Source organism: Bradyrhizobium sp. LB13.1, from assembly GCF_054056815.1.
This window is the reverse complement of record NZ_JBSRYQ010000001.1, coordinates 7,181,605-7,204,753: the sequence shown is the minus strand read 5'-3', so window position 1 is coordinate 7,204,753 and position 23,149 is coordinate 7,181,605. Positions and strand designations below refer to the sequence as shown.

The 23,149-nt window shown below is 65.1% G+C and carries 21 protein-coding genes and 3 pseudogenes; 4 read left to right on the top strand and 20 right to left on the bottom strand.

The genetic code is table 11. The features are described from left to right. Position 1: 1 nt before the first annotated feature. On the top strand, positions 2-556 hold the full coding sequence (rsmD, locus tag ACVWYI_RS34950) for a 16S rRNA (guanine(966)-N(2))-methyltransferase RsmD (RefSeq protein ID WP_247343540.1): 555 nt from the start codon (positions 2-4) through the stop codon (positions 554-556). Between the two features lie 14 nt (positions 557-570). Here the strand turns inward: rsmD and mutL are convergent. Next, positions 571-2,379, bottom strand: a pseudogene (gene mutL, locus ACVWYI_RS34945) (DNA mismatch repair endonuclease MutL); the annotation flags it as partial. A 252-nt stretch (positions 2,380-2,631) separates the two neighbouring features. On the opposite strand from mutL, the gene ACVWYI_RS34940 reads away from it, so the two are divergent. After that, a complete protein-coding gene (locus tag ACVWYI_RS34940) occupies positions 2,632-2,949 on the top strand; it encodes a ribbon-helix-helix domain-containing protein (protein ID WP_247343537.1) in 318 nt (105 codons plus the stop codon). 119 nt (positions 2,950-3,068) lie between these two features. Here ACVWYI_RS34940 and ACVWYI_RS34935 read toward each other — a convergent pair whose 3' ends face one another. Genes ACVWYI_RS34935 through ACVWYI_RS34920 form a run of 4 tightly spaced genes read right to left on the bottom strand, consistent with a single transcriptional unit; the run spans position 3,069 to position 6,042 of the window. Next, positions 3,069-4,637: a GMC family oxidoreductase gene (locus ACVWYI_RS34935; protein WP_456664331.1), complete on the bottom strand. Its 1,569-nt coding sequence runs from the start codon at positions 4,635-4,637 to the stop codon at positions 3,069-3,071. A gap of 28 nt (positions 4,638-4,665) precedes the next feature. Beyond that, positions 4,666-5,214 (bottom strand): gluconate 2-dehydrogenase subunit 3 family protein, encoded by a 549-nt coding sequence (locus ACVWYI_RS34930; protein WP_354052414.1) that lies wholly within the window; start codon positions 5,212-5,214, stop codon positions 4,666-4,668. A gap of 45 nt (positions 5,215-5,259) precedes the next feature. After that, on the bottom strand, positions 5,260-5,655 hold the full coding sequence (locus ACVWYI_RS34925) for a VOC family protein (protein WP_247352940.1): 396 nt from the start codon (positions 5,653-5,655) through the stop codon (positions 5,260-5,262). Then, positions 5,656-6,042: a c-type cytochrome gene (locus ACVWYI_RS34920; protein WP_456664330.1), complete on the bottom strand. Its 387-nt coding sequence runs from the start codon at positions 6,040-6,042 to the stop codon at positions 5,656-5,658. Positions 6,043-6,242: 200 nt separating this feature from the next. Here ACVWYI_RS34920 and ACVWYI_RS34915 point away from each other — a divergent pair, with 200 nt between their 5' ends. Beyond that, entirely contained in the window at positions 6,243-6,656 is a 414-nt protein-coding gene (locus ACVWYI_RS34915) for a hypothetical protein (RefSeq protein ID WP_247352944.1), read from the top strand. 59 nt (positions 6,657-6,715) lie between these two features. On the opposite strand, the gene arfB is transcribed toward ACVWYI_RS34915, so the two are convergent. The 7 genes and pseudogenes from arfB to ACVWYI_RS34880 all read right to left on the bottom strand — a co-directional run bounded on the left by arfB (position 6,716) and on the right by ACVWYI_RS34880 (position 15,729). Beyond that, a complete protein-coding gene (gene arfB / locus ACVWYI_RS34910; protein WP_247352946.1) occupies positions 6,716-7,132 on the bottom strand; it encodes an alternative ribosome rescue aminoacyl-tRNA hydrolase ArfB in 417 nt (138 codons plus the stop codon). 115 nt (positions 7,133-7,247) lie between these two features. After that, a complete protein-coding gene (locus tag ACVWYI_RS34905) occupies positions 7,248-8,612 on the bottom strand; it encodes a M16 family metallopeptidase (protein ID WP_354052409.1) in 1,365 nt (454 codons plus the stop codon). Then, positions 8,609-10,001 (bottom strand): annotated as a pseudogene (locus ACVWYI_RS34900) (M16 family metallopeptidase). Before ACVWYI_RS34900 ends, ACVWYI_RS34905 begins: the two are co-directional and overlap by 4 nt. Positions 10,002-10,206: 205 nt before the next feature. Further along, entirely contained in the window at positions 10,207-10,935 is a 729-nt protein-coding gene (locus ACVWYI_RS34895; protein WP_247353091.1) for a hypothetical protein, read from the bottom strand. A gap of 97 nt (positions 10,936-11,032) precedes the next feature. Next, positions 11,033-11,527, bottom strand: coding sequence for a signal peptidase II (gene lspA, locus ACVWYI_RS34890; RefSeq protein WP_354052407.1), 495 nt, complete (start codon positions 11,525-11,527; stop codon positions 11,033-11,035). A gap of 11 nt (positions 11,528-11,538) precedes the next feature. Continuing rightward, entirely contained in the window at positions 11,539-14,553 is a 3,015-nt protein-coding gene (gene ileS / locus ACVWYI_RS34885) for an isoleucine--tRNA ligase (RefSeq protein WP_456664329.1), read from the bottom strand. Positions 14,554-14,757: 204 nt separating this feature from the next. Next, positions 14,758-15,729: a bifunctional riboflavin kinase/FAD synthetase gene (locus ACVWYI_RS34880; RefSeq protein WP_456664328.1), complete on the bottom strand. Its 972-nt coding sequence runs from the start codon at positions 15,727-15,729 to the stop codon at positions 14,758-14,760. 226 nt (positions 15,730-15,955) lie between these two features. On the opposite strand from ACVWYI_RS34880, the gene ACVWYI_RS34875 reads away from it, so the two are divergent. Then, positions 15,956-16,351 carry a response regulator gene (locus tag ACVWYI_RS34875; RefSeq protein ID WP_007596883.1) on the top strand — a complete coding sequence of 132 codons (396 nt, stop codon included), beginning with the start codon at positions 15,956-15,958 and terminating at the stop codon, positions 16,349-16,351. 117 nt (positions 16,352-16,468) lie between these two features. On the opposite strand, the gene ACVWYI_RS34870 is transcribed toward ACVWYI_RS34875, so the two are convergent. The 8 genes and pseudogenes from ACVWYI_RS34870 to pgsA all read right to left on the bottom strand — a co-directional run bounded on the left by ACVWYI_RS34870 (position 16,469) and on the right by pgsA (position 23,110). Further along, complete coding sequence (locus ACVWYI_RS34870; protein ID WP_247352956.1) at positions 16,469-17,323, bottom strand: TIGR01459 family HAD-type hydrolase; 855 nt, start codon at positions 17,321-17,323, stop codon at positions 16,469-16,471. 15 nt (positions 17,324-17,338) lie between these two features. Beyond that, positions 17,339-18,820, bottom strand: coding sequence for an EAL domain-containing protein (locus tag ACVWYI_RS34865; RefSeq protein ID WP_247352957.1), 1,482 nt, complete (start codon positions 18,818-18,820; stop codon positions 17,339-17,341). A gap of 143 nt (positions 18,821-18,963) precedes the next feature. Beyond that, positions 18,964-20,094: a YihY/virulence factor BrkB family protein gene (locus tag ACVWYI_RS34860; RefSeq protein ID WP_456664327.1), complete on the bottom strand. Its 1,131-nt coding sequence runs from the start codon at positions 20,092-20,094 to the stop codon at positions 18,964-18,966. Beyond that, positions 20,095-20,694 carry a phage holin family protein gene (locus ACVWYI_RS34855; RefSeq protein ID WP_247352959.1) on the bottom strand — a complete coding sequence of 200 codons (600 nt, stop codon included), beginning with the start codon at positions 20,692-20,694 and terminating at the stop codon, positions 20,095-20,097. An 89-nt stretch (positions 20,695-20,783) separates the two neighbouring features. Next, positions 20,784-21,743: a 50S ribosomal protein L3 N(5)-glutamine methyltransferase gene (gene prmB, locus ACVWYI_RS34850; RefSeq protein ID WP_247352960.1), complete on the bottom strand. Its 960-nt coding sequence runs from the start codon at positions 21,741-21,743 to the stop codon at positions 20,784-20,786. Continuing rightward, positions 21,743-22,240 (bottom strand): molybdenum cofactor biosynthesis protein MoaE, encoded by a 498-nt coding sequence (locus ACVWYI_RS34845; RefSeq protein ID WP_247352962.1) that lies wholly within the window; start codon positions 22,238-22,240, stop codon positions 21,743-21,745. Before ACVWYI_RS34845 ends, prmB begins: the two co-directional genes overlap by 1 nt. A gap of 3 nt (positions 22,241-22,243) precedes the next feature. Beyond that, positions 22,244-22,495: a molybdopterin converting factor subunit 1 gene (gene moaD, locus ACVWYI_RS34840; protein WP_247352964.1), complete on the bottom strand. Its 252-nt coding sequence runs from the start codon at positions 22,493-22,495 to the stop codon at positions 22,244-22,246. After that, positions 22,492-23,110, bottom strand: a pseudogene (gene pgsA / locus ACVWYI_RS34835) (CDP-diacylglycerol--glycerol-3-phosphate 3-phosphatidyltransferase). The gene moaD and the pseudogene pgsA overlap by 4 nt, the downstream one beginning before the upstream one ends. Positions 23,111-23,149 lie beyond the last annotated feature (39 nt).

The window sequence follows — 23,149 nt, the reverse complement described above, 5'->3', positions numbered from 1 at the left end:
GTTGCGCGTCGTCGGCGGTCGATTGAAGGGGCGCAATTTGGCCTCACCGTCCTCGCGCGACATCCGCCCCACGGCGGACCGCTTGCGCGAGTCCGTGTTCAACATCCTCGTGCACGCCTATGGCGATCCGATCTCGGACGCGCGCGTGCTCGATCTCTTCGCCGGCACCGGCGCGCTCGGCATCGAAGCGACGTCACGCGGCGCGAAGTTCACGCTGTTCGTCGACAACGGCGCGGAAGCGCGCGCCCTGCTCCGCAACAATGTCGAGTCGCTGGGCCTCGGCGGCGTCACCAAGGTCTATCGCCGCGATGCGACCGATCTCGGGCCTGCACATCCGGTCGAGCCGTTCTCGCTGGTGTTCCTCGATCCGCCCTACGGCAACGGTCTTGCGGAGAAGGCGCTCGAGAGCCTGCGTGATGGCGGCTGGCTCACGCCAGGCGCGCTGCTCGTGGTGGAAGAGGCGAAGGCTGCGCAGTTCGCGACGCCTGAGGGTTACGAGGAATTGGAGCGGCGGGCGTATGACGACACGGAGTTCGTGTTTCTGAAGGCGCCGTAGCCTACGAAGTCACACCGCCGCCCGAACAGCTTCTCCACATCCGACAGCTTCAGCTCGACATAGGTCGGGCGGCCGTGGTTGCACTGGCCGGAGTTCGGGGTGTCCTCCATCTCGCGGAGCAGGGCGTTCATCTCCTCCGGCCGCAGCCTGCGGCCGGCGCGCACCGAGCCGTGGCAGGCCATGGTTGCGGCGACGTGCATCAGGCGGCGCTCGAGCGGCAGCGCCTCGTCCCACTCGGCCATGTGCTCGGAAAGATCGCGCAACAGCCCGCCCGCGTTGGTCTTGCCGAGCAGTGACGGCGTCTCGCGCACCGCGACCGCGCCGGGGCCGAAGGATTCGATCGCAAGGCCAAACGACGTCAGCTCTTCGCTGCGCTCGAGCAGGCGCTCTACCGTGGCCTCGTCCATCTCGACGATCTCGGGGATCAGCAGGATCTGCCGCTGCACGCCGTTGGCGGCGAGCGAAGCCTTCAGCCGCTCGTAGACGATGCGTTCATGCGCGGCGTGCTGGTCGACGATGATCAACCCGTCGCGGGTCTGCGAGACGATATAGGTCTCGTGGATCTGGGTGCGTGCCGCGCCGAGCGGACGGTCGACCAGGTCGCCGACGGGCTGGCTCTCGATCCGCACGTCTGCGCTCGGCGCGCCGACATCGAACGCAGCCTGCGCGCGCTCGGCGAAGGCGGGTGCGGCGGAGCCTTCGAATGACGGCATCGGCGCGACCGGGGCGGATGGCGACTGCCGCCAGTCCCAGCTTGCCGGGCGCGGCGTGAATGCGGGGCGGAACGAAGACAGTGCGCTTTCGCCGCCGTTGGCGGCCGTACGACGGCCCTCCCGCGCGAGCCCTTCCTTCAATCCGTGCACGATCAGCGCGCGCAAGAGGCCGGCGTTGCGAAACCGCACCTCGGTCTTGGCCGGATGGACGTTGGCGTCGACCTCGCGCGGATCGAGCGTGACGAACAGTGCCAGCACCGGATGGCGGTCGCGCGGCAGATAATCGGCATAGGCCCCCCGCACCGCGCCGAGGATCAGCTTGTCGCGCACCGGGCGGCCGTTGACGAAAAGATATTGCCCGAGCGCGTTGGCTTTGGTCAGCGCGGGCGCCGCGGCATAGCCGGCGACCACGACGCCCTCGCGCTCGGCATGGACCTCGATGGCATGGCTGCGGAACTCCGCCCCCAGGATGTCGCCGAGACGGGTCAGGCGACCGGCGACGCCGGGTAGCGCCGCGGCCCAGGTCACCGGCGCGCGCTCTTCGCCCGCCAGCGTGAAGGCGATTTCGGGCCGCGCCATCGCGAGCCGCCGCACCACCTCCCGGATCGCTTCCGCCTCGGTGCGGTCGGTCTTCAAAAACTTCAGCCGCGCCGGCGTCGCGTAGAAGAGGTCGTTGACCTCGACCCGCGTGCCATGCGCCAACGCCGCCGGCATGATCCCGGATTTCTCGCCGCCCTCGACATTGAGCGCCCAGGCGTGCGGCTCGCCGGCATGCCGCGTGGTGATGGAGAGCCGCGCGACCGAGCCGATCGAGGGCAGCGCCTCGCCGCGGAATCCAAGCGTGCGGATCTGCAGCAGGTCCTCGTCGTCGAGCTTGGAGGTGGCGTGACGCTCGACCGCCAGCGACAGGTCCTTGGCGGTCATGCCGCCGCCGTCGTCGGTAATGCCGATCCGCCGGCGCCCGCCGCCATCGGTGAAGACGTCGATCCGGCTCGCGCCGGCATCGATGGCGTTTTCGACCAGTTCCTTGACCACGCTCGCGGGGCGTTCGACCACCTCGCCGGCGGCGATGCGGTTGACGACCTGTTCTGGCAATTGGCGGACGGGCATGAACTCGATCTTGGGCTTGCGATCTGGATTCGCTGACGGCGCTATTCTAGGCCGTGTTGCGTCAAAAGCATGTGTTGGGCAACAGGAACGTGGCGGGCTGGGGAAAAGGGCTGTCTATCGCATTGAAGAGATTGGACGTTCGAGAAAATCGCGCAACCGGGATGGATCGATCTCCGGGTGCTGGTCCCGATTGTGGGGTACCGGGCTGCGGTGTAGCATCGTGAAAAAACGGCAACAGGACGGGAGGACGCCATGTGCCATCTCTTCGCGCACCAGCCCCAACGCGACTACGAATCCCAGACCCGTTCGTTACGGATCGGTGGGCATTGCACCTCGATCCGTCTGGAAATGGCATTCTGGGACACGCTGGACGAGATCGCGGCCAAGGAGAACATGAGCGTCGGCAAGTTCCTGACGACGCTCTACACCGAGGTGCTCGACCACCACGGCGAGGTCAATAATTTCGCCTCGTTGCTGCGCTGCTCCTGCCTGATCTATCGCTCCCGAAGCATAGCGTCGGTGCAGGAATTCAAGGCCACGGTGACGCCCATCCTCGATGCAGCCGAATAGCGACTATAAGATCCCTCCGCCGTCATTGCGAGGAGCCCTTGCGACGAAGCAATCCAGACCGCCACCGCGGTGGGATTCTGGATTGCTTCGCTTCGCTCGCAATGACGGGGAGGGAGCGATCAGATCTCCTTCTTCTGCATCGCGCCGGCAATGTAATCCGCCTGCCGGATCGCGAGCGAGACGATGGTCAGCGTCGGATTGCAGGCAGCGCCGCTGGTGAACTGGCTGCCGTCGGAGACGAACAGATTCTTGACATCGTGGCTCTGCCCGAACTTGTTGACCACGCCGTCGCGCGGCTTCTCGCTCATCCGGTTGGTGCCGAGATTGTGCGTGCTCGGATAGGGCGGCGTCGGATAGCTCACGGTGGCGCCGACGGCGTCATAGACCGCCGCCCCCTGCTTGTACGCATGCGCGCGCATCGCGAGATCGTTGGGATGATCGTCGAAGTGTACGCTTGCGACCGGCTGTCCGAACTTGTCCTTCACGGTTGGATCGAGCGTGATGCGGTTGGTCTCCTGTGCCATGTCCTCGCCGACCAGCCACATGCCGGCCATTCGGGGATAGCCGTCGAGCGCTGCGGTGAACGGACGTCCCCAGGCGCCGGGGTTGAGGAACGCCGCCATGAAGGGCAGGCCGATCGACAGCGTCTCCATCTCGTAGCCGCCGACGAAGCCGCGCTTCGGATTGTTGGCGGCCTCGTCGCGGATGATGCCGGCCATGGTGGTGCCGCGATACATGTGCACCGATTTCTCGAACACGGCGTAGACGCTGCCGGTCATGTGGCGCATGTAGTTGCGGCCGACCTGACCACTCGAGTTGCCAAGGCCGTCCGGAAACATCGTGGATGCGCTGTTCAACAGCAGCCGCGGGCTTTCGATCGAATTGCCGGCCACCGCAACGATGCGGGCCTTCTGGCGCTGCATCGCGCCCGTCTCGTCGGCGTACACCACGCCGGTGACTTTGCCGCTTGCGTCGTGCTCGATCTTGACCGCCATGCTGGCGGGGCGGACCTCGAGATTGCCGGTCGCCTCGCCCTTGGGTATCTCAGTGTAGAGCGTCGACCATTTCGCGCCGGATTTGCAGCCCTGGAAGCAGAAGCCGATCTGCTGGCAGGCGCCGCGGCCATCTCGTGGCTGGCTGTTGATGGCCATGTTGCCGGTGTGCACGGTTTTGTATCCGAGCTTCTTCGCGCCGGCCTCCATCACCCTGAAGTTATTGTTGCCGGGAAGTCCGGGAATGCCGTTGGTGCGGGTCACGCCCATCTTGTTCTCGGCCTTGGCGTACCACGGCTCCATCTCCGCGAGCGTGACCGGCCAGTCCAGCAGGTTGGCGCCGGGAAGGTTGCCGTAGGTGCTCTTCACCTTGAACTCGTGCTCGTCGAAGCGCAGCGACGCGCCCGCCCAATGGGTTGTCGAGCCGCCGACCGCCTTGACGATCCAGGCAGGAAGACCCGAGAAGTCTTTTGCGACGCGCCATGTTCCCGATGTGGTGCGCGCATCGGTCCAGGCGAGCTGCGAGAAGCTCTCCCACTCGTCATTGACGAAGTCCTGATTTTCGATGCGGGGACCTGCTTCGAGAATGACGACCTTGATGCCCTTCTGTGCGAGCTCGTTGCCCAGCGTGCCGCCGCCGGCACCGGAGCCGACGATCACCACAACGCTGGAGTCGTTCAGATCGAATTTTGCCATTTGCGTTCTCCTGAACCGTTGGGTGGCCTTAAGCCTTCGGCAGCCAGTCGATATCGGCGAAGCCGCGGTTGATGTAACCGCCGTGCTCGGCGGAGGAACCCTCGTAGCCGAACCGCGGCCAGACCTCCTTCTGGTTGTAGAGAGAGACGATGAGGTCGCCGCGCACCTTCTGGAAGAAGTCGCTCTGCTCGATCTCCTTCAAGAGCACCACGCGGTCGGCTTCCCAGGGCACTTCGGCATAGGGCGCCTTGTGGCGATCACGCGCGTTCTGATCGAGCCTGGTGATGCCGTCGCTGATCAGCACCTTGACGGACGCGTCTTTCGCCGCCTTGCCGTCCCACGGCTTGATCGCGGTGATGTAGTAGCTGTCGCCGAGGGCGTCGTGTGGATAGATATCGCGCGCGACCTTCAGCAGTGTCTTCATCGTCGCAGGCGAAAGCGCGCTTGCGTCATCGGCCCAGGCGCCATCGATGCTGACGGCGACGCTGGTCGCGACTGCCGCGACCGGAACGGCGGCCGCGGCGCCCTTGAGAAAGATGCGGCGGCTGTGCTTGCTTCGACGATCGACTTCTCTCATGGCATTCCTCCTTCGATTTTTGTGATTTTAATTTTTGTAGTTTGATCAGTTGAACCGTCCGCCGCGCTGGATCACCTCGATCTTGTAGCCGTCAGGGTCACTGACGAAGAAGAAGCGCGCCAGCGTTTTGCCGTCGTGCTTGAAGTCGCGCAGCGGACCCGGTGCGAGCTTTTCACGCTCGAAGCGGGAATGTTCGGCATCGAGATCCTCGACCACCACGGCGAGATGTCCATAGCCGTCGCCGAGCTGGTACGGCTCCTCTCGATCAGAGTTCACCGTCAGCTCCACTTCGAAGGGTGAGGAGGGGTGACGCAGATAGATCAGGGCAAAATCCGAAAATTTCAGATGGTCGGCGATCTCCAGGCCGAAGGCGCGTCTGTAGAAGTCGAGCGAGCGCGCCTCGTCGAGCACGCGGATCATGGAATGAACGGGCTTCGCCATTCAGTTCTGCTCCTTCAGATAAGCGATAACGGCAGCGCGCGTCTCTGGCTTCGCCTGCCGGTAGACCATGGTCACGCCGGGAACGACGGCTTGCGGATCGGTCAGCCAAGCGTCGAGCCTGGTCTCGTCCCAGGCGAAGTCGGCTTTCGACAGCGCCTCTGAGTATTTAAAGCCTTCGGCCTTGCCGGCGGGGCGGCCCACGATCTTCACCAGTGGTGGGCCCTGCCGCATCGGTTCTGACAAGCTCAAGGTGTGGCACACCGCGCAGTGCTGCTTGAACAGTGTTGCGCCATCCGGCGGCTTTGCGGTCGGCAAAGGCATTTGCGCCTCGGCCACCCGCATCACCAGCACCATCGCGGTGCACAATCCCAGCACGATCGCGCGCATCGTCAAAAGCCCGCCCGTCCACGTCAATTCAGCGTGCGCAAACTCTAGGCGCGGCCAAACATGCGGTGGTAGTAGCGGGCTGTTTCGCCGCGAGCGGAGATGCTCACGGCCGCGTGTGTTCCGCACTGCCTAATATGCGGAGCACAATTCCGCGAAACCGCCGTCAAATCCCTAAACGATTACCACATGATGCGGATTGCATGACCAATGCGCCGCTTGATTTCTTTACGCGATGCAATGGACCGGTGCTGGCAAGCGGTGTCGGGAACGGCCGAGCCATTCATTGCAAAAAAATCCAGGAGAAATGGATGAAGTTGGTGAAGACCTCGATGATCGCATGCGCTCTGTCGGCTCTCATTGCGACGCCCGTTCTCGCGCAAGGCGCGCCATCCGCCAAGACAGGCGGCACCGTGCAAAGCAAACCCATGCAAGGCGGCACGATGGGCAGTGGCGATGAGGAGATGAGTGCTCAGCCGGGCGCAGCGGGCGAGAAGACCGGCATGAAGTCGACCAAAGGCACCAGAGGCACGGCCGGTACCACCGGCAGCGCTGCGCATAAGGGGACCGCCGACGATCCCACGACGGGCGGTGCTGCCCCATCCAAGCGTTACTAACCCGGCCGGGTCTGACGGCAGAACTCCGGTCGCCCTGCGGCCGGAGTTTTCTGCGCTAGCTAGTCGTCGAAGTGTCCGCCGCGCTTCGACTTGATGTCGCTGCGGCGCTTCTTGCCCTCGAGCCGGCGCTGCTTGGAGCCAAAGGTCGGCTTTGTCGCGCGCCGCGGCTTCGGCCGGACCATGGCTTCGCCGAGCATCTCCGTAAGGCGGTCGATGGCGTCCTGGCGGTTGCGCTCCTGGGTGCGGAAGCGTTGGGCCTGGATCACGATGACGCCGTCCTTGGTCATGCGCTGCCCTGCGAGCCGTGCGAGGCGCAACGCGGCATCCTCCGGCAGCGTCAGCTTCCGGGTATCGAAGCGCAATTGCGCCGAGGTCGCGACCTTGTTGACGTTCTGCCCGCCCGGGCCGGAGGCGCGGACAAAGCCGATCTCGATGTCGTCCTCGTCGATGACGAGATCGCGGGATATCCGCAGCATGGTGGCACCATTCGTGATGTCCGGACATATCGCGGACGTCTACGTTCGGCAATGGCGCTCATCCGAAACGCAAATGGCCGGGCGAACCCGGCCATTCCAAGCGACGTCGCGGAAGTCAGTTCGACTTCGGGGCCGCTGCGGCCGGTTGCGCCGCGGCCTGCGAAGCGCGGCCGACGACGACGGTCAGAAGCCCCTGGCCCCAGAGGCGCTTGGCGGCTGCCTTGGCGTCGTCCAGGGTCACCGCATCGACGACGCCGTTGCGCTTCTCGATATAGTCGATCGGCAGCTTGTCCTGCTGATATTGCAGCAGCGCCTGCGCGAGCTTCGAGGAGGTGTCGAGCGCCAGCATCTGTGAGCCCTTGAGATAGGATTTGGCCTCGTCGAGTTCCTTCTGCGTCGGGCCCTCCTCGGCGATCCGGCGCACTTCCTTCTCGATGGCGTCGATGGTGTCGCCGGCACGGTCGGCACGGGTACCGGTATTGCCGATGAAGACCGCCGAATGCTCCATCCAGAGCAGCGATTCGAACACCGAATAGGCCAGCCCGCGCTTCTCGCGCACCTCGCGATAAAGCCGCGAGGACAGCCCGCCGCCGCCGAGAATGTGGTTGACGACGTAGGCCGCCATGAAGTTCGGATCGCTGCGCTTCACCCCGGGGCCGCCGAAGGTGATCACGGTCTGGGGAACGTCGAGCGTCACGAAGGCGCGTTGCGGCGGCCTGGCGGCTTCGACGTCGGGGATCGGCACGAGATTGGCCTTGGCGGGCAGGCTGCCAAACGTGTGGTCGAGCAGCTTGCCGAGCGTGGCTGGATCGACGTCGCCAACCACCGCGATCTTCAGCGTGTCCTTGGCGAGTACGCGGCCGACATAATCCTTCATGTCGGCGATCGTGATTGTCGGGACACTGTCGAGATTGCCGTTGGACTGCCGGCCGTAAGGATGCTCGCCGAAGGCGACCTCCAGGAATTTGCGGCTCGCCAGCGAGGTCGGGTTGGTGGTCTCGCGGCGCAGGCCCGAGACCACCTGCGAGCGGATGCGTTCGACATCGGCGGTTTCGAAATGCGGCGAGGTCAGCGCGCTCCGCAGCAGGTCGAAGGCCTCGTCCTTGTTGTCGCGCAGCATGCGCAGGCTGCCGCGGAATGTGTCGCGCGTGGCGCTGAAGGAGAGCTCGATGGCGCGGCGGTCGAGCCGCTCATGGAAGGTCTTGGAGTCGAGATCGCCGGAGCCTTCGTCGAGGAGATCGCCGACCAGATTGGCGAGGCCCGACTTGTCCTTGGGATCCTGGGTCGAGCCGCCGGCGAAGGAATATTCCATGGCGATCAGCGGCACGGTCGCATCCTGCACGAACCAGGCTTCGATGCCGCCCGGCGAGGTCAAATGCTGGATCTTTGCAGCCGCCTGCGACGGCGACACCGCAGCGAGCGCGAGTGCCGCGCCGGTGACGAGGGAGAATGCGACGCGTCGAAGGAAGGGATAGGTCACGAACGCTTCTCCTCGCGCTTGGTGGTCGCGGTGTCCTTGATCAGATAGCCCGTCACCGAGCGCTTCTTCTCGAGCCATTTCTGCGCGACGGTGCGGACCTGCTCGGCGGTGACGGCGCGGATGCGGTCGGGCCAGCTCCGGATGTCCTCAATCGACAGGCCCGTGGTCAGCGCGCCGCCATACCAGCGCGCCAGAACAGCCTGGTTGTCCTGGGCGTAGATCGCCTCCGCGATGAGCTGGGTCTTCACGCGCTCCAGATCCTCGGCGCGAACCGGGTTCTGGGCGATGTCGGCAATGACGCCGTCGACCACCTGCTCGACTTCGGCGAAGCTGACGCCGGATTTCGGCGAAGCCGAGATCGCGAACTGGGTCGGGTCGAGCGAGATGCTCGAATAGCTGGCGCTGGCGGAGACCGCGAGCGGCTTGTCGACCACCAGCGCGCGGTAGAGATAGGAGTTGCTGCCGCTGCCCATCAGCTGCGCCAGCACGTCGAGGGCCGCGCTTTCGCCGGCTGCAGCCGTGGTCGCCGAGGGCACCAGGTAATAGCGCCGCAAGCCCGGCTGCTCGACGCGCGGGTCGGACAGCGTGACGGTGCGCGGTGCCGCGGGCTCCGGCTCCTGCGGGCGGATGCGTTGCGCCGGGATCGCGGGCTGCGCCGGGATGGAACCGAAATTGCGCTCGACCAACGGACGGATGTCGGCGGCGTCGACGTCGCCGGCGATCACCAGGATCGCGTTGTTCGGCGCGTAGAAACGACGGTAGAAGGCAAGTGCGTCTTCGCGATTGAGCTTCTCGATCTCCTGGTGCCAGCCGATCACCGGACGGCCATAGGGATGGTTGAGATAGAGCGCGGCCATGATCTGCTCGTTGAGGCGCGCGTCGGGGCTGTTGGCGACGCGCATGTTGTACTCTTCGAGCACGACGTCGCGCTCAGGCAGCACGTTCTCGTCCTTGAGGAATCAGGCCGGTCATGCGGTCGGCCTCGAACTCCATCATGGTCGGCAACTGCTCGCGCGGCACGCGCTGGTAGTAGTTGGTGTAGTCGACCGAGGTCGAGGCGTTCTCGTTGCCGCCGACGCGGAGCACGGTCTGGGAGAATTCGCCGACCGGATGCTTCGAGGTGCCCTTGAACATCAGGTGCTCGAGGAAGTGCGCGAGCCCGGACTTGCCCGGCGTCTCGTCTGCGGAGCCGACCTTGTACCAGATCATCTCCGTGACGACGGGCGTGCGGTGGTCCGGAATCACCACGACCTGCATCCCGTTACCGAGCGTGAAGCTGGCGGGCGGAGCCGATGTCACCGTGGTCTGGGCGAACGCGGCGCTGGCTGAGAGGACACTGGTCGAAAGCAGCGCGGCAAGGAGGCAGGCAACCGATCGGTTTGCTGACATCATGATCCCTGGTGAAAGGCCGAGCCCGGATGCCCGGCTCGGAGGCACGGCATGCTACACCGTGCGGCTGAGGCTTCGCGTCACGAAGCAGAGAACGCAACTCGTAGGCAAGTTACTGATTAGCAATTTATAGACCGCGTCCGGCGTGCATCAGCCGCCGGTGCCGGGTTCGCGCCTGTCAGGACGTCGCGGCGGGTGAGGGGCGCTATTGTACCTTGTCCTTGCCCGTCATGATGTCGAAATAGGTCCGCCGCGATTTGTCCTCGCCGGCGCCATAGGCGTAGTTCGGTGACGGCGTCTGGTATCCCGGCGGCGGCTCGACCAGCGACGAGCGCGGCGGCTCGGTGGTGAACTGCTTGTTCTCGGCGCTCTTGCCGCCCTTCATCATATTCCACAACCCGCCGGTAAAACCGAGTTCGGCGGGGCTGAGCGACGGGTTGCTGTTGGCGCCCGGCTGAATGGGATCGTTGCTCGTGCGCTCGGGAGCGGCCGTCTGGCCGGCCTTCATCTCTGCGGGGGTCAGCGGCTGGGCGGCCTGCCAGTTCTCCGTCGCCTTGGTGGCCTTCTTCCGCGCGGCGATCGCTTCCTTGCGGCGCTTCTCCTCGGGATCCTTGGGCCAGTTCGGCGCATTCTGGGTCTGGGTCGCGGGCGGCGGCAGGTCGAGCTTGGGCGGCACCACCAGCGGCGAGCGCTCGCGGTATTCAATGCCGGGCTTTTCCATGCTCTTGGCGCCGATGCCGGACATCAGATTGTCGATGAGCTTCTCTTCGAAGGTCATGTCGTCGTCATCGGCATCATCGCCGTCACCGGCGCGGGCCGCGCCTGCCGACATGGCGAGACCGATGCCGAGGGCAACAGCGGACAATTTCAGTGCCCGCCAGAACCCCTGCTTGGGGTCTCGAACCATCGAACCGCTGGTCTTCGAGCTGCGCATCACTGTACCTGTTCCAAAATGTGCCAGTTTGCCGCTCTCGCGCGGCATAACCCCCCGCAAAAGCAAGGTTCCGCCTGCCGGTCCGTATCGGCCGGGATCAGGGCGCTTTTGCGGCGGGTACCCCCAGGAAGGAATCATACAATAGCGCCGCCACGCCGACAACGATGGCCACGTCGGCGAGGTTGAACACGTACCAATTATAGGTATTTCCGCCGATCTCGATGTGGAACAGGGCGAAATCGACCACCGCGCCATAGGCGAAGCGGTCGATGCCATTGCCGATGGCACCGCCGATGATCAGGCCGAGTGCGATGGTTGCCAGCAGGGTGTGCGAGCGGGCCATCCAGACCCCCAGCGCGACCACCGCAATGACTTTGACAGCCATCAGCGCCAGCTGCGCCGCCTGACCGTCGTTCTGGAGCCAGCCGAAGCTGATGCCGATGTTCCAGGCCAGCACCAGGTCGAAGAACGGCGTCACGCTCACCGCGCCGCGACGGGCGAGGTCGAACACGTTGAGCAGCCAGAGCTTTGAGGCCTGGTCGGCCACGAGCGTGAGCAAGGCCGTGAGGATGCCGGCGCGGAGCGGGGTCATGGCCGCGGGGATCAGACCCCCACCCCCAGCGCCTTCCATTCGCGCAGCGCCCTAGCATCGCGCGGGGTGACGTCGGGGTATTCGGGATCTTCACCCACCGTCGGCGAAATCTTCCAGGAACGGGCGCATTTGGTGCCGACCGCTTTCTCCACCACGACGGCGACGCCGGGCACGGCATCGAGCCGGAACGCAGACGCTGGCGCCTCGCCCTCGCGCACCTCGTAGTTCGAGGTGATGCAGATTTCGGCGAGGTCGGTGTCGAACAGCGTCGCCAGCATGTCACGGTCGGCGACATAGATCACCGGCGAGGCCTCCAGCGACGAGCCGATGTTCTTGGCGGCGCGCTCGAGCTCCAGCGCGCCGGTGACGACGCGGCGGACGTTGCGGATGATCTCCCATTTCGCGGCGAGCTTGTCGTTGCGCAAGCTTTCGAGGTCGTGGGGAAACTGTGTCAGGTGCACCGAGGGTTCGGCATCGGGCCTGTACATCCGCCAGGCTTCCTCCGCGGTGAAGCTCAACACCGGCGCCAGCCATTTCAGGATCGCGTGACACAGCAGGTCGATCGTGGTCAGCGCCGCCTTGCGCGTCGGCGAGGACGGCGGATCGCAATAGAGCGTGTCCTTGCGGATGTCGAAATAGAACGCCGAGAGCTCGCTGTTCAGGAAGGCGGACAGGGTCGCGACCACGGTCTTGTAGTCGAACTCCTGATAGGCCTTGCGGACGACGGCAGCACGGACCGCGAGTTCGTGCAGCATCAGCCGTTCGAGCTCCGGCATCTCGGCGGCCGCGACCGCGTCGGCCGGCTTGTAATGATGCAGCGTGCCGAGCATCCAGCGCACGGTGTTGCGCAGCTTGCGATAGGTCTCGACCGTGTTCTTCAGGATCTCGGGGCCGATGCGCTGGTCGTCGGTGTAGTCGCAGGCGGCGACCCAGAGCCGCAGAATGTCGGCGCCGGATTCTTTGATGACGGTCTGCGGCGCGATGGTGTTGCCGAGCGACTTCGCCATCTTGCGGCCGTGCTCGTCCTGGGTAAAGCCGTGGGTCAGCACGATATCGTAAGGCGCGCGACCGCGCGTGCCGCAGCTCTCCAGCAGCGAGGAGTGGAACCAGCCGCGATGCTGGTCCGAGCCCTCAAGATACATCACGGTATCTTTGCCGCCGTCGACCTTGCGCTTGATGCCGGCGAGGCCGGGGAAGTGCACGGGGTCTTCGAGCACGAAGGCGTGAGTCGAGCCGGAATCGAACCAGACGTCGAGAATGTCGTCGACCTTCTGCCAGTCCTCGTTCGCGTGCGGCCCAAGGAAGCGCTCGCGCGCGCCTTTCGCGTACCAGGCGTCTGCGCCTTCCTTCTCGAAGGCTTCGCCGATGCGCGTATTGACGGCCTCGTCCTGAAGGATCTCGGCCGAGCCGTCGCCCTTCTCGCGCACGAACACGGCGATCGGCACGCCCCAGGCGCGCTGGCGCGAGATCACCCAGTCGGGCCGCGACTCGATCATGCCGTTGATGCGGTTCTCGCCGGATGGCGGCACCCATTGCGTCACCGAGATCGCGTGCAGCGCGCGGGCGCGCAACGTGTCGCCGGACTTGGTCTTGCCGCCTGCCGCGATATCCTTGTCCATCGCGATGAACCATTGCGGCGTGTTGCGGAAGATTACCGGCTTCTTGGAGCGCCAGGAATGCGGATATTGGTGCTTCAGCCGGCCGCGTGCCAGCAGCATGCCTCTTTCGACGAGCGCCTTGATGACGGCCTCGTTGGCCTCGCCCTTCTCGCCCTTGTCGTTGATGACGCGCTTGCCGGTAAAGCCCGGGGCATGATCGGTATAGGCGCCGTTCTCGTCGACGGTGTAGGGGATTGCGGTGTTGATGCCGCGCGCATCGAGATCGCGTGCCTGCGCCGTCCAGGCGTCGAAGTCCTCGCGACCATGGCCGGGAGCCGTATGCACGAAGCCGGTGCCGGTGTCGTCGGTGACGTGATCGCCTGGCAAAAGCGGCACGATGAATTCGTAGCTGTCGGCAAGACCCTTCAGCGGGTGGGCGCATTCGATCGCGTCGATGGTATCGCCGGGGATGTCGCGGACCTTCTTGTAGGCGGTCACGCGCGCCTGCTTGAACACTTCTTCGGCGAGCGCGTCCGCAAGGATCAGGAGATCGCCCGTCTTGGCCCAGTTGTCGCCAGGGGCGTCCGTGACCTCAAAGAGGCCATAGGCGATCTTCGGCGAGAACGAGATGGCGCGATTGCCCGGCAGCGTCCACGGGGTCGTGGTCCAGATCACGACGCTGGCGGAGGCGAGCGCACCATGCGCGGGCGAGGTGACCGGGAATTTTACCCACACCGTATCGGACGTGTAGTCCTCGTACTCGACCTCGGCTTCGGCGAGCGCGGTCTTCTCGACCACGCTCCACATCACCGGCTTGGAGCCGCGATAGAGCGTGCCGTTGGCGGCAAACTTCATCAACTCGCGCGCGATCTGGGCCTCGGCCGGATAGCTCATGGTGGCGTAGGGATGGTCCCAGTCGCCGATCACGCCGAGGCGCTTGAATTCCTCGCGCTGCACGCCGAGCCAGTGCGTCGCGTAAGCGCGGCACTCTTTGCGGAAATCGATCATCGCGGCACTGTCGCGGAAGTCGGGCTTCTGCTTGCCCTTCTTGCGATAATGCTCCTCCTCGACTTTCCACTCGATCGGCAGACCGTGGCAGTCCCAGCCCGGCACGTAGTTGGAATCGAAGCCGAGCATCTGCTGGCTCTTGGTGACGAGATCCTTCAGGATCTTGTTCAGCGACGTGCCGATATGGATGTTGCCATTGGCATAGGGCGGGCCGTCATGCAGCACGAACTTGTCGCGGCCCTTGGCGCTCTCGCGCAGCTTCTCGTAGAGGCCCATCTCGTACCAGCGCTTGAGGATCTCCGGCTCGCGCTGCGGCAGGCCGGCGCGCATCGGGAATTCGGTCTGCGGCAGGAACAGGGTCTTGGAATAGTCTTTGGCGTCGGACTTTTGGGTGTCGGACTTTTGCGGCTTATCGGACATGGGGCTGACTGGCTCGGAAGTGCGCGGGAACGGATGGCGATGCGGAATCGCGGGGTGAAACGACAACATCCCGGTCTTGCGCCGAGCCGAAGGCTCAGGCGGAAGCCGGGCCGCTAATCCCGATGATGCGCCGCGCAAACATGGGGCCCTCCATAGCAGCCGGGCCGGGGAAGCGCAAAGGCCCGGCAGGCCGGCTTTGGGACCTCAGTCAATCGCTCCAAGCCTCGGAAATGCGTCAGGGGCGGCTGCCAGGATGGCGCGGGCACGGGCGGAATCGTCGTCCATCTGGCGGATCAAGGCGTCCAGGTCGTCGAATTTCAGCTCCTCACGGATGAAGCCGACGAAAGCGCAATCCAGCGCCTGCCCGTAAAGGTCGCCCTTGAAGTCGAACAGGAAGATTTCCAGCAGCGGGGCGCCATTATCAAACGTCGGGCGGCGGCCGAAGCTTGCCACCCCATCCAGCCGCTCGGCGCCGCGACCGACCCGCACCGCATAGATCCCGTGCTTCAGGCTGCAATTCGCGTCGAGCCTGATGTTGGCGGTGGGATAGCCGAGATCGCGGCCACGCTTCTCGCCGTGGATGACTTCGCCGGTGATGAACCAGGGTGCGCCCAGCATGGTGGTGGCCTCGTCGAGCTGACCTTCGGCGAGTGCGATCCGGATCGCGCTGGAGGAGACCGGCCGCTCGTCGATATCGACATGCGGCTGCACGTCGACCTCGATACCGAGCCGGGGCGCCTCGTTGACGAGGAGGCTCGGCGAGCCGACGCGACCCTTGCCGAAATGAAAATCGTAGCCGACGGCGATTCCGCCGATGCCCAGGCGCCCGATCAGGTCATGGTGAATGAAGTCTTGCGCGCTGGTCCCGGCGCGGGACTTGTCGAAGGTCATGACAACGGCGCCGGCAAGTCCGGTGCCGGCCAGAAGCCGCAACTTGGCCCGCTCATCCGTGAGGCGGAATTGCGGGGTGTTGGGGCTGAAAAACCGGCGCGGATGCGGCTCAAAGGTCAATGCCAGCGCAGGGCGGCCATGCGTCCGGCCCATTTCCAGGGCCGCAGCGATCACGGCGCGATGGCCGAGATGAACGCCGTCGAAATTGCCCATGGCGACCACGGCGCCCCTCGCAATAGCGGAGTCCGGCGTGGTGTCGCGGATAACGGTAAAATGCGGAGCCATCAGGGGAATTCTCGAGCCGGCGGGACCGGCCGGGACCGTGGCGCGACGGGCCGGATGAAGTCAAGCGGGAGGGGCGGCCGCATCGAATGCGATTTCCGTTCAACGGCGGCCTCCCCGGTTAACGCGCTGTTTAACGCCTCGGTGTTAGTCCTTGAGCGTGGAACCGCCGGCTCCGGTCTGGCAGGTCCGATCGTAATATTCCTGGGTTTGCGTTGGGGGAGTCGAGATGGCGGTTGATTTGTCGATGTCGGTTCTGGTGGTTGATGACTACAGCACCATGATCCGTATCATCAGGAACCTCCTGAAGCAGCTTGGCTTCGAGAATATTGATGATGCCAGCGACGGTTCGGCAGCGCTGAACAAGATGCGCGGCAAGAAGTACGGGCTCGTGATTTCCGACTGGAACATGGAGCCAATGACTGGTTACGATCTGCTGCGCGAAGTGCGAGCGGATCCGAATCTCGCCACCACGCCCTTCATCATGATCACGGCCGAATCGAAGACCGAGAACGTGATCGCGGCCAAGAAGGCCGGCGTGAACAACTACATCGTCAAGCCGTTCAACGCGGCGACGCTGAAGACCAAGATCGAGGCGGTCTTCCCGGACATGGCGAGCGCGTAAGGCGCAATCGAAGCCATCATCGAATTCGGAAGGCCCGGGCATCGTCCCGGGCTTTCTGTGCTGGATTTGTCATTCGGGGTTCGATGCTCACATCACCCCGGAATGACGATCAGCTCGTTACCACTTCAGTTCGCGCATCAGCGCCTTCGGCGGATGGCCGAACAATTCCAGCACCGAAGCCGGGTCGAGCTGGTCGAGACCCTCGAACTCCTCGGCATGGATGCCGCGGGTCACGAACAGGCAATCGATGCCGAATTCGCGCGCGCCGGTAAGGTCGGTGCGCACGGAATCCCCGATCGCGAGTACCTTCTTGCGGTCGATCTGGTGACCCTGGCGTTCGCCGGCCAGCGCCATCGCGCGCTCGTAGATCGGCCGGTGCGGCTTGCCGTAGAAGAGCACTTCGCCGCCGAGCTCGCGATAGAGCTCCGCGATCGCGCCGGCGCAATAGATCAACCGGTCGCCCTTCTCCACCACGATGTCGGGGTTGGCGCAGATCAGCGTCAGCTTGCGCTCGCGCGCCTTCAGCATCATGCCGCGATAGTCTTCGGCCGTCTCGGTCTCGTCGTCATAGAGGCCGGTGCAGACGATGTAGTCGGCCTCTTCCAGCGGTGCGAGCACCGCGTCGAGGCCGCGATAGATCGAGTTATCGCGCTCAGGCCCGAGCCAGAACATCTTGCGGCCGGGATGGTCGGCGACATAGAGCCGCGTCAGGTCGCCCGATGAGACGATCGCGTCATAGGTCTCGTCGGCGACGCCGAGCTTGCGCAATTGCCGCTGCACGGAGTCGGCCGGCCGCGGCGCGTTGGTGATCAGGATCACCGTGCCGCCGTGGCTGCGATAGGTGTGCAGCGCCTCGCAGGCTTCGGGGAAGGATTCGAGGCCGTTATGGACCACGCCCCAGATGTCGCTGAGCACGACGTCCACGCCACCCACGAGTTCGCGCAGGCTCTTGGCGAAATGCAGCGTCGTCATGATGCGTGCGGCCGATCAGATGCGGCGCGCAAGCGCCGCGTTGCCGGTGACGCGCTGTGGCGGAGGCGCAGCTGATGTCGCGCCTGAGCTGGGTGTGCCGGAGCCATTCGATTCCTGAGTGTCCTGTGCCTGGTTCGACGGGGCCCCGGCGGTAGCAGATGCCCCCTCCGGCCGCAATGGTCGGGGCGGCGCGAACAAAAACCCCTGGCCGAACCGCACGTCGTAGTCGAGCAGGTCGATCACGGCGCGCTCGCCCTCGATCCGCTCGGCGATTAGGTCGATGCCGAAGCGGCCGAGCAGATCCGAGAGGTCCGAGGGGTGGATGTCCGAGGCCGACGCCTGTTTGGGGTCGAGCAGCAGGGACGCCGGCACCTTGATGAAGCGTACGCCGCGGTCAGCGAGCTCGCGCGGCTCGATGCGCAAATCCGTGACATGGTCGATCGAGAAACGGAAGCCACGCTGGGCGAGCGCAGCGAGGTTCTCAGTCTCGGCCGGGCCGAGATTGCGGAAGGTCGATTGCTTGAATTCCAGCACCAGCGAGGGCGCCAGCGCCCGATTGGCTTCGAGGAAGTCGAGGTATTGCGCGAAGGTCGTGGAATTGCCGAGCGTGGAAGCCGCGACGTTGCAGAACACGCCGACATCCTTGTTGCGGACCATCAGCCGCCGCAGCACCTGCACACAGCGCAGCATCACCATGTTGTCGATGCGCCCGATCAGGCCGGAGGCCTCCGCGAGGCTGATGAACTCCTCGGCCGCGATCAGCTGGTCACGCTCGTCGCGCAGGCGCGTCACGGCTTCGTAGAAGCGGACCTTGCGCTGCGGCAGCGTCACCATCGGCTGGAGGAAGATGTCGATGCGGTTCTCGTCGATCGCGTTGCGCAGCGTCGCCAGCAATTGGGTCTGGTTGCGGCCGTTCGCCGTCTGAACCGGATTGGCGGTCTGGGTCTGGATCGCCGGTGGTGCCGGTCGTGGCGGCGGCGCGGAAACTGGGGGAGGGGCAGCCGGCCGCTCCTCGTCGAACGGAGCCATCAGGTCGAGCGGCCCCTCCGGCTCCAGCCTCGCGACCGGAGCGGGAGCCGGAGGCGGCGCGTTGCCGGCCATCAGATCCTCATGAGCCGACACGGTGGTGGCGAGCTGCCTGACCAATCCGCCGAGCTCGTTGATCTCGCCAACCACCGATTGGATGCGGTCGGAGTTGGTCGAATTGGAGGAGGCGATGCGTCCTTCGATCGTGGCAAGCCGGCGGCCGTACTCGGCCACCTGGCGGGCGAGGTCGGCGGTGCCGCGCGAAAGGTCGGCGATCTGGCCGCCGACGTCGCTGCGGTCGCGCAGCCGCATCGACACTGCATTGTAGAGGATCAGGAAGGTCAGCGCCGTCAGCGCCACGATCGCGGATTCGGTTCCGCTGATGCCGGCGACCGCGTACAGCACAAGGCCGAGCGAGGCCGCGACCAGAACCATGCAGATGGCGATGAAGATCGTCGAAATACGAATCATGCCGCGCGTTACGCCTCAAGAGCTGACTGCCTGACCGGGAAAACACGGGTGGCGTTTCGAACCCGTCACGCCCTATGCTCCCCCAAGCGAGCATGACGTTAGCATCATTGTTGATTCGAGGGGATAGCGGCCCTCCTGCAGAGTCAGGACGGCGCCGCAGCGCCGACCGTGTCGGCCGAGACGGCCTGACGGGTGCCAAGCGGCTTGGGCGGCCCGGTGGTCGTGTCGTGCAGGGTCTGCCGTTCGACCTCCGAGTTCAGCTCGGCCCCGAACATGATGACGATGGCCGACATCCACATCCACGTCATCAAGCCGATCGCAGCGCCGAGCGAGCCGTAGGTCGCATTGTAGTTGGCGAATTCCGAGAGATACCAGGACAGCAGCGCCGAGCCGGCGATCCAGAGGATCGCGGCCGTCACCGCGCCGAGGCTCAGCCATTGCCAGCGCGGCGCATCGCGGCTGGGCGCGAAACGGTAGAGGACGGCGAGCGCCGCAAGGAGAATGACGAACAGCACCGGCCATCGCGCCAGCGCCACGATCAGCTTGCTTTCGGGCGCCATGCCGAGATGATTGAGCGCGAGCGGGAAGGCGACGACGGCGCCCACCATCAGCAGCAGGGCAACGATGCCACCGACCGTGAAGGCCAGCGAGACCGCGTTAAGCCGGATGAAGCTGCGCTTTTCGCGCTCTTCATAAGCGACGTTGAGGGCGTCGAAGATGGCTTTGACGCCAGCATTGGCGCTCCAGATCGCGAGCACGAGGCCAAACAGGAAAGTGACACCAAGCGTCGCACCGCCGTTCGACACGACGCGCGCCACCTGGTCCTCGACGATCTGGAACGCACCCTCGGGCAGCATCATCGCGAGCGAATGCAGGTTGGAACTGATCGTCGAGGGATCGGCGAACAGGCCATAGAATGAAACCAGAGCTGTGACGGCCGGAAAGATCGCGAGCAGCCCGAAGAAAACGACGCCGCCGGCGGTCGCGAGCAGGCGATCGTCGCCGACGCGCTGATAGGTGCGCCAGAAGATGTCTTTCCAGCCAGCCCAGGGGATCGCGAACGGGCTTTTCGAGCGGCGGCCATGGCCGGGCTGCGTGGCTGCGCCTGTCGGGCTCGTTTCCGGCGAATTCGCCTCGCTGTTGCGATGGTCTTGCGGAGGTCTCGGCCGGATCAGGCCGGAATCCTGGAAATACCGTTCTGCGGTGAGCACAAACACGGTCGTGGCTGCCACCAGCAGCCAGCTGTCGAGTTGCTCGGTGCGCCGCACACGCATCTAGCTGTCCGCTCCGTGGCCGTGACGCCGCCGACGCGCTGCCGTGAGCCCTACCAGCCCGACAGCCGCGAGCATCAGCCCGAGTTGCACGGGCCGGTTGGATCGAACCGGCCATGTGCTGCCGCCATGTCCTCGTTCGTGGCCGCGTTCGCCCGGCGCGAGCGGCACCAGGGGAATTGTCGTCGCGACCTCTTTCACCGCCTGCTTTACCGTTCCGCGCGGGATGCGCGGGGTGGCGATAGCCGCGCGCAGGCGGCTGGCGAGCGGCACGATCGGCTTGGTCTTGCGCTTCATCTGAGCCATGGCCACGCCGGCGCAGGCGCCGGCCAGCACCAACAGCACGCCGCCGACGGCGCCGAACCCCCAGAATTGTCCGTAATGGATTGCAACCCAGCGGTACAGCGCGATCAGGCCGACGAAGAAGGCTGCAACGACGAACAAGCCGGCAACCGCGAGCAGTCCGGCCGCAACCGCGTACGACGTCATGCGCCCTGTGGCTTGATTGCTCCGGTCACGGGCATAGGACCGGGCGGCGCGCTTGAGATGGTTGAGCTTGAGCGCGACGCCGGCGCGCAGCAATTCGCCCGATGGCGCGAGCATGCGGATATCCTCCGAGAGCGAGACATTCGTCCGGGGATGAACGTGGCGGTATTTGACTTGTTCCGACGAGGTCTGCCGGTCGTGACGGATCAGCCGAGATCGGCTGCCGCGATCCAGAACACCTCGCCCTCGGAATCCTCGGTGTCGAGCCAGAGCAGCGGCAGCTCCGGGAAGGCCTCGTCGACCAGCTCGCGGCCGCGGCCGATCTCGCAGATCAGCCCGCCATCCGGCGTCAGGTGTTCGGGCGCCTCGCGCAGGATCCTGCGCACCACGTCGAGACCGTCGGCACCGCCGTCGAAGGCGAGCTTCGGCTCGGCCCGGCACTCCGGCGGCAGCGCCGCCATGCCTTCGGCGTCGACATAAGGCGGGTTGGTGATGATCAGGTCGTATCTGGTGTCGCCGAGCGGGGCGAACAGGTCGCCGCGATGCAGGCTGATCCGGTCATCGAGCCCGTATTCGCCGACATTTCGGCGGGCGACTTCGACCGCGCCCTTCGAGATATCGACGGCGTCTATCGTGGCGTTCGGGAAATGATGCGCGGCGAGAATAGCGAGGCATCCCGACCCTGTGCAGAGATCGAGCACGTGCTCGACGGCGGCGCGATCGTCGATCAGCGAGCCGGCTTCGCCGTCGCCGCCGAAATGCGAATCCAGCAGCTCGCCGATGAAGGAGCGGGGAACGATGACGCGCTCGTCGACATAGAAGGGCAGGCCGCGCATGTAGATCTTGTTGACGAGATAGGCGGCCGGTTTGCGCGTGGTGACGCGCTGATGGATGAGATCGATGATGATCTTGCCCTCGGCGGCCGTGACGCGCGCGTTGGCAAAAATCTCGAACTGTTCGGGATGCAGATGCAGGGCTTCACAGACCAGGAAGGCCGCTTCCGCGACCGGATCGGTCGTGCCATGCGCAAAGGCGAGCTTGGCCTCGTTGAAGCGGCTCACCGCATAGCGGACGAAATCGATCAGCGCGACAAGCTCGCCGCGGCCCACTTTCGCGAGCTTTGGCGCGGCGCGACCGCGCATGGTCTTTTTGGATGTTGTTGCCATCAGGGTCGGGTCCAGCGTGCGGCGGCTTCGTCGTCGCGGGCCTGGGCCTCGACCCAGCCGGTGCCGGTGGCGCTCTCTTCCTTCTTCCAGAACGGCGCGTTGGTCTTGAGATAATCCATCAGGAACTCGGCTGCCTGGAACGCCGCCTGGCGGTGCTGCGAGGCGGTCAGCACCAGCACGATGTTCTGGCCGGGCATGAACCGGCCGACGCGATGGATCACAGTGACCCCGTCGAGCGGCCAGCGCGCGGTGGCCTCGTCGGCGTGACGCCTGATCTCTTCCTCCGCCATACCAGGATAATGCTCGAGCGTGAGCGCGGCGATCTTTGCACTGTCCTCGTCGCCGCGGCAGATGCCGGAGAAGCTCACGACCGCGCCGATGTCGGTGCGGCTCCCGGTCAGGACCGCAATCTCGCGCGCGATGTCGAAATCGTCCTGCTGGATACGGATGGTGACGGGGCACGCGGTGACGGGAGAGGCGGTGACGGGAGAGGTCATGGCCTAGCCGCCGGTCATCGGCGGGAAGAACGCGATCTCACGGGCGCCCGCGATCGCGGCGTCCGGCTTGACGTGGGTATGGTCGATCGCGGTGCGGATCACCTTCGGCTTCTCGAACGCGTAGGCGTAGGCTTCGCTTTGGCCGGATAGCCAGGCGATCAGCTCTTCCACGGTGCGTACGGTCGCAGGCGGTTCGATCGTCTCCTCGGCCTTGCCGACGCGCTCGCGCACCCAGGCGAAGTACTTCACCTTCATCCCTCATCCTCCTTGATGAGGTGATGGATGCCGGCGCGGAAATAGTCGTAGCCGGTGTACATGGTGAGGATTGCCGAGGCCCAGAGCAGGACCAGTCCGACCATCGAGACCATGGGTATCACCTCATCGCCGGCCGGACCAGCCAGTAGGAAGCCGATGGCGATGAGCTGAACGGTTGTCTTCCACTTCGCAAGCTTGGTCACAGGCACGCTGACGCGCAGCGCGGCGAGGTACTCGCGCAGGCCCGAGACCAGGATCTCGCGGCACAGGATCACGATGGCGGCCCACAGCGACCAGCCGTGGATGATGCCGTCGGCGGCCAGCATGAGGAGGCACGAGGCGACCAGCAGCTTGTCGGCGATCGGATCGAGCATTCGGCCGAATGCCGATTGCTGATTCCATATCCGCGCGTAATAGCCGTCGAGATAGTCCGTGACCGCGGCCGCGATGAAAATGGCGACCGCAACCCAGCGCAGCCACAGAGGGCCGTCCACGATCGACTGCGCGTAAATGCACCCGACCACGACCGGGATCGCAGCGATCCGGCCGTAGGTCAGAAGGTTCGGGAGGGACAATCGCGCGGCTGGTCGTCCCTCGTGTCGTGGCGATGTTCATCCGTCCTACCAATACCGCTGCAGCCTGAAGGTCAACCGG

Bases quoted from the DNA above. Each gene is read 5' to 3' on its own strand.
- moaD (WP_247352964.1), bottom strand. From the start codon at position 22,495: ATGAAGGTGAAGTACTTCGCCTGGGTGCGCGAGCGCGTCGGCAAGGCC.
- ACVWYI_RS34870 (WP_247352956.1), bottom strand. From the start codon at position 17,323: ATGACGACGCTGCATTTCGCCAAGAGCCTGCGCGAACTCGTGGGTGGC.
- ACVWYI_RS34880 (WP_456664328.1), bottom strand. From the start codon at position 15,729: ATGGCTCCGCATTTTACCGTTATCCGCGACACCACGCCGGACTCCGCT.
- ACVWYI_RS34920 (WP_456664330.1), bottom strand. From the start codon at position 6,042: ATGCGCGCGATCGTGCTGGGATTGTGCACCGCGATGGTGCTGGTGATG.
- prmB (WP_247352960.1), bottom strand. From the start codon at position 21,743: ATGGCAACAACATCCAAAAAGACCATGCGCGGTCGCGCCGCGCCAAAG.
- ACVWYI_RS34895 (WP_247353091.1), bottom strand. From the start codon at position 10,935: ATGCGCAGCTCGAAGACCAGCGGTTCGATGGTTCGAGACCCCAAGCAG.
- ACVWYI_RS34845 (WP_247352962.1), bottom strand. From the start codon at position 22,240: ATGACCTCTCCCGTCACCGCCTCTCCCGTCACCGCGTGCCCCGTCACC.
- ACVWYI_RS34925 (WP_247352940.1), bottom strand. From the start codon at position 5,655: ATGGCGAAGCCCGTTCATTCCATGATCCGCGTGCTCGACGAGGCGCGC.
- ileS (WP_456664329.1), bottom strand. From the start codon at position 14,553: ATGTCCGATAAGCCGCAAAAGTCCGACACCCAAAAGTCCGACGCCAAA.
- ACVWYI_RS34940 (WP_247343537.1), top strand. From the start codon at position 2,632: ATGTGCCATCTCTTCGCGCACCAGCCCCAACGCGACTACGAATCCCAG.
- lspA (WP_354052407.1), bottom strand. From the start codon at position 11,527: ATGACCCCGCTCCGCGCCGGCATCCTCACGGCCTTGCTCACGCTCGTG.
- ACVWYI_RS34865 (WP_247352957.1), bottom strand. From the start codon at position 18,820: ATGATTCGTATTTCGACGATCTTCATCGCCATCTGCATGGTTCTGGTC.
- ACVWYI_RS34930 (WP_354052414.1), bottom strand. From the start codon at position 5,214: ATGAGAGAAGTCGATCGTCGAAGCAAGCACAGCCGCCGCATCTTTCTC.
- arfB (WP_247352946.1), bottom strand. From the start codon at position 7,132: ATGCTGCGGATATCCCGCGATCTCGTCATCGACGAGGACGACATCGAG.
- ACVWYI_RS34860 (WP_456664327.1), bottom strand. From the start codon at position 20,094: ATGCGTGTGCGGCGCACCGAGCAACTCGACAGCTGGCTGCTGGTGGCA.
- ACVWYI_RS34875 (WP_007596883.1), top strand. From the start codon at position 15,956: ATGGCGGTTGATTTGTCGATGTCGGTTCTGGTGGTTGATGACTACAGC.
- ACVWYI_RS34915 (WP_247352944.1), top strand. From the start codon at position 6,243: ATGACCAATGCGCCGCTTGATTTCTTTACGCGATGCAATGGACCGGTG.
- ACVWYI_RS34935 (WP_456664331.1), bottom strand. From the start codon at position 4,637: ATGGCAAAATTCGATCTGAACGACTCCAGCGTTGTGGTGATCGTCGGC.
- ACVWYI_RS34855 (WP_247352959.1), bottom strand. From the start codon at position 20,694: ATGCTCGCGCCATCGGGCGAATTGCTGCGCGCCGGCGTCGCGCTCAAG.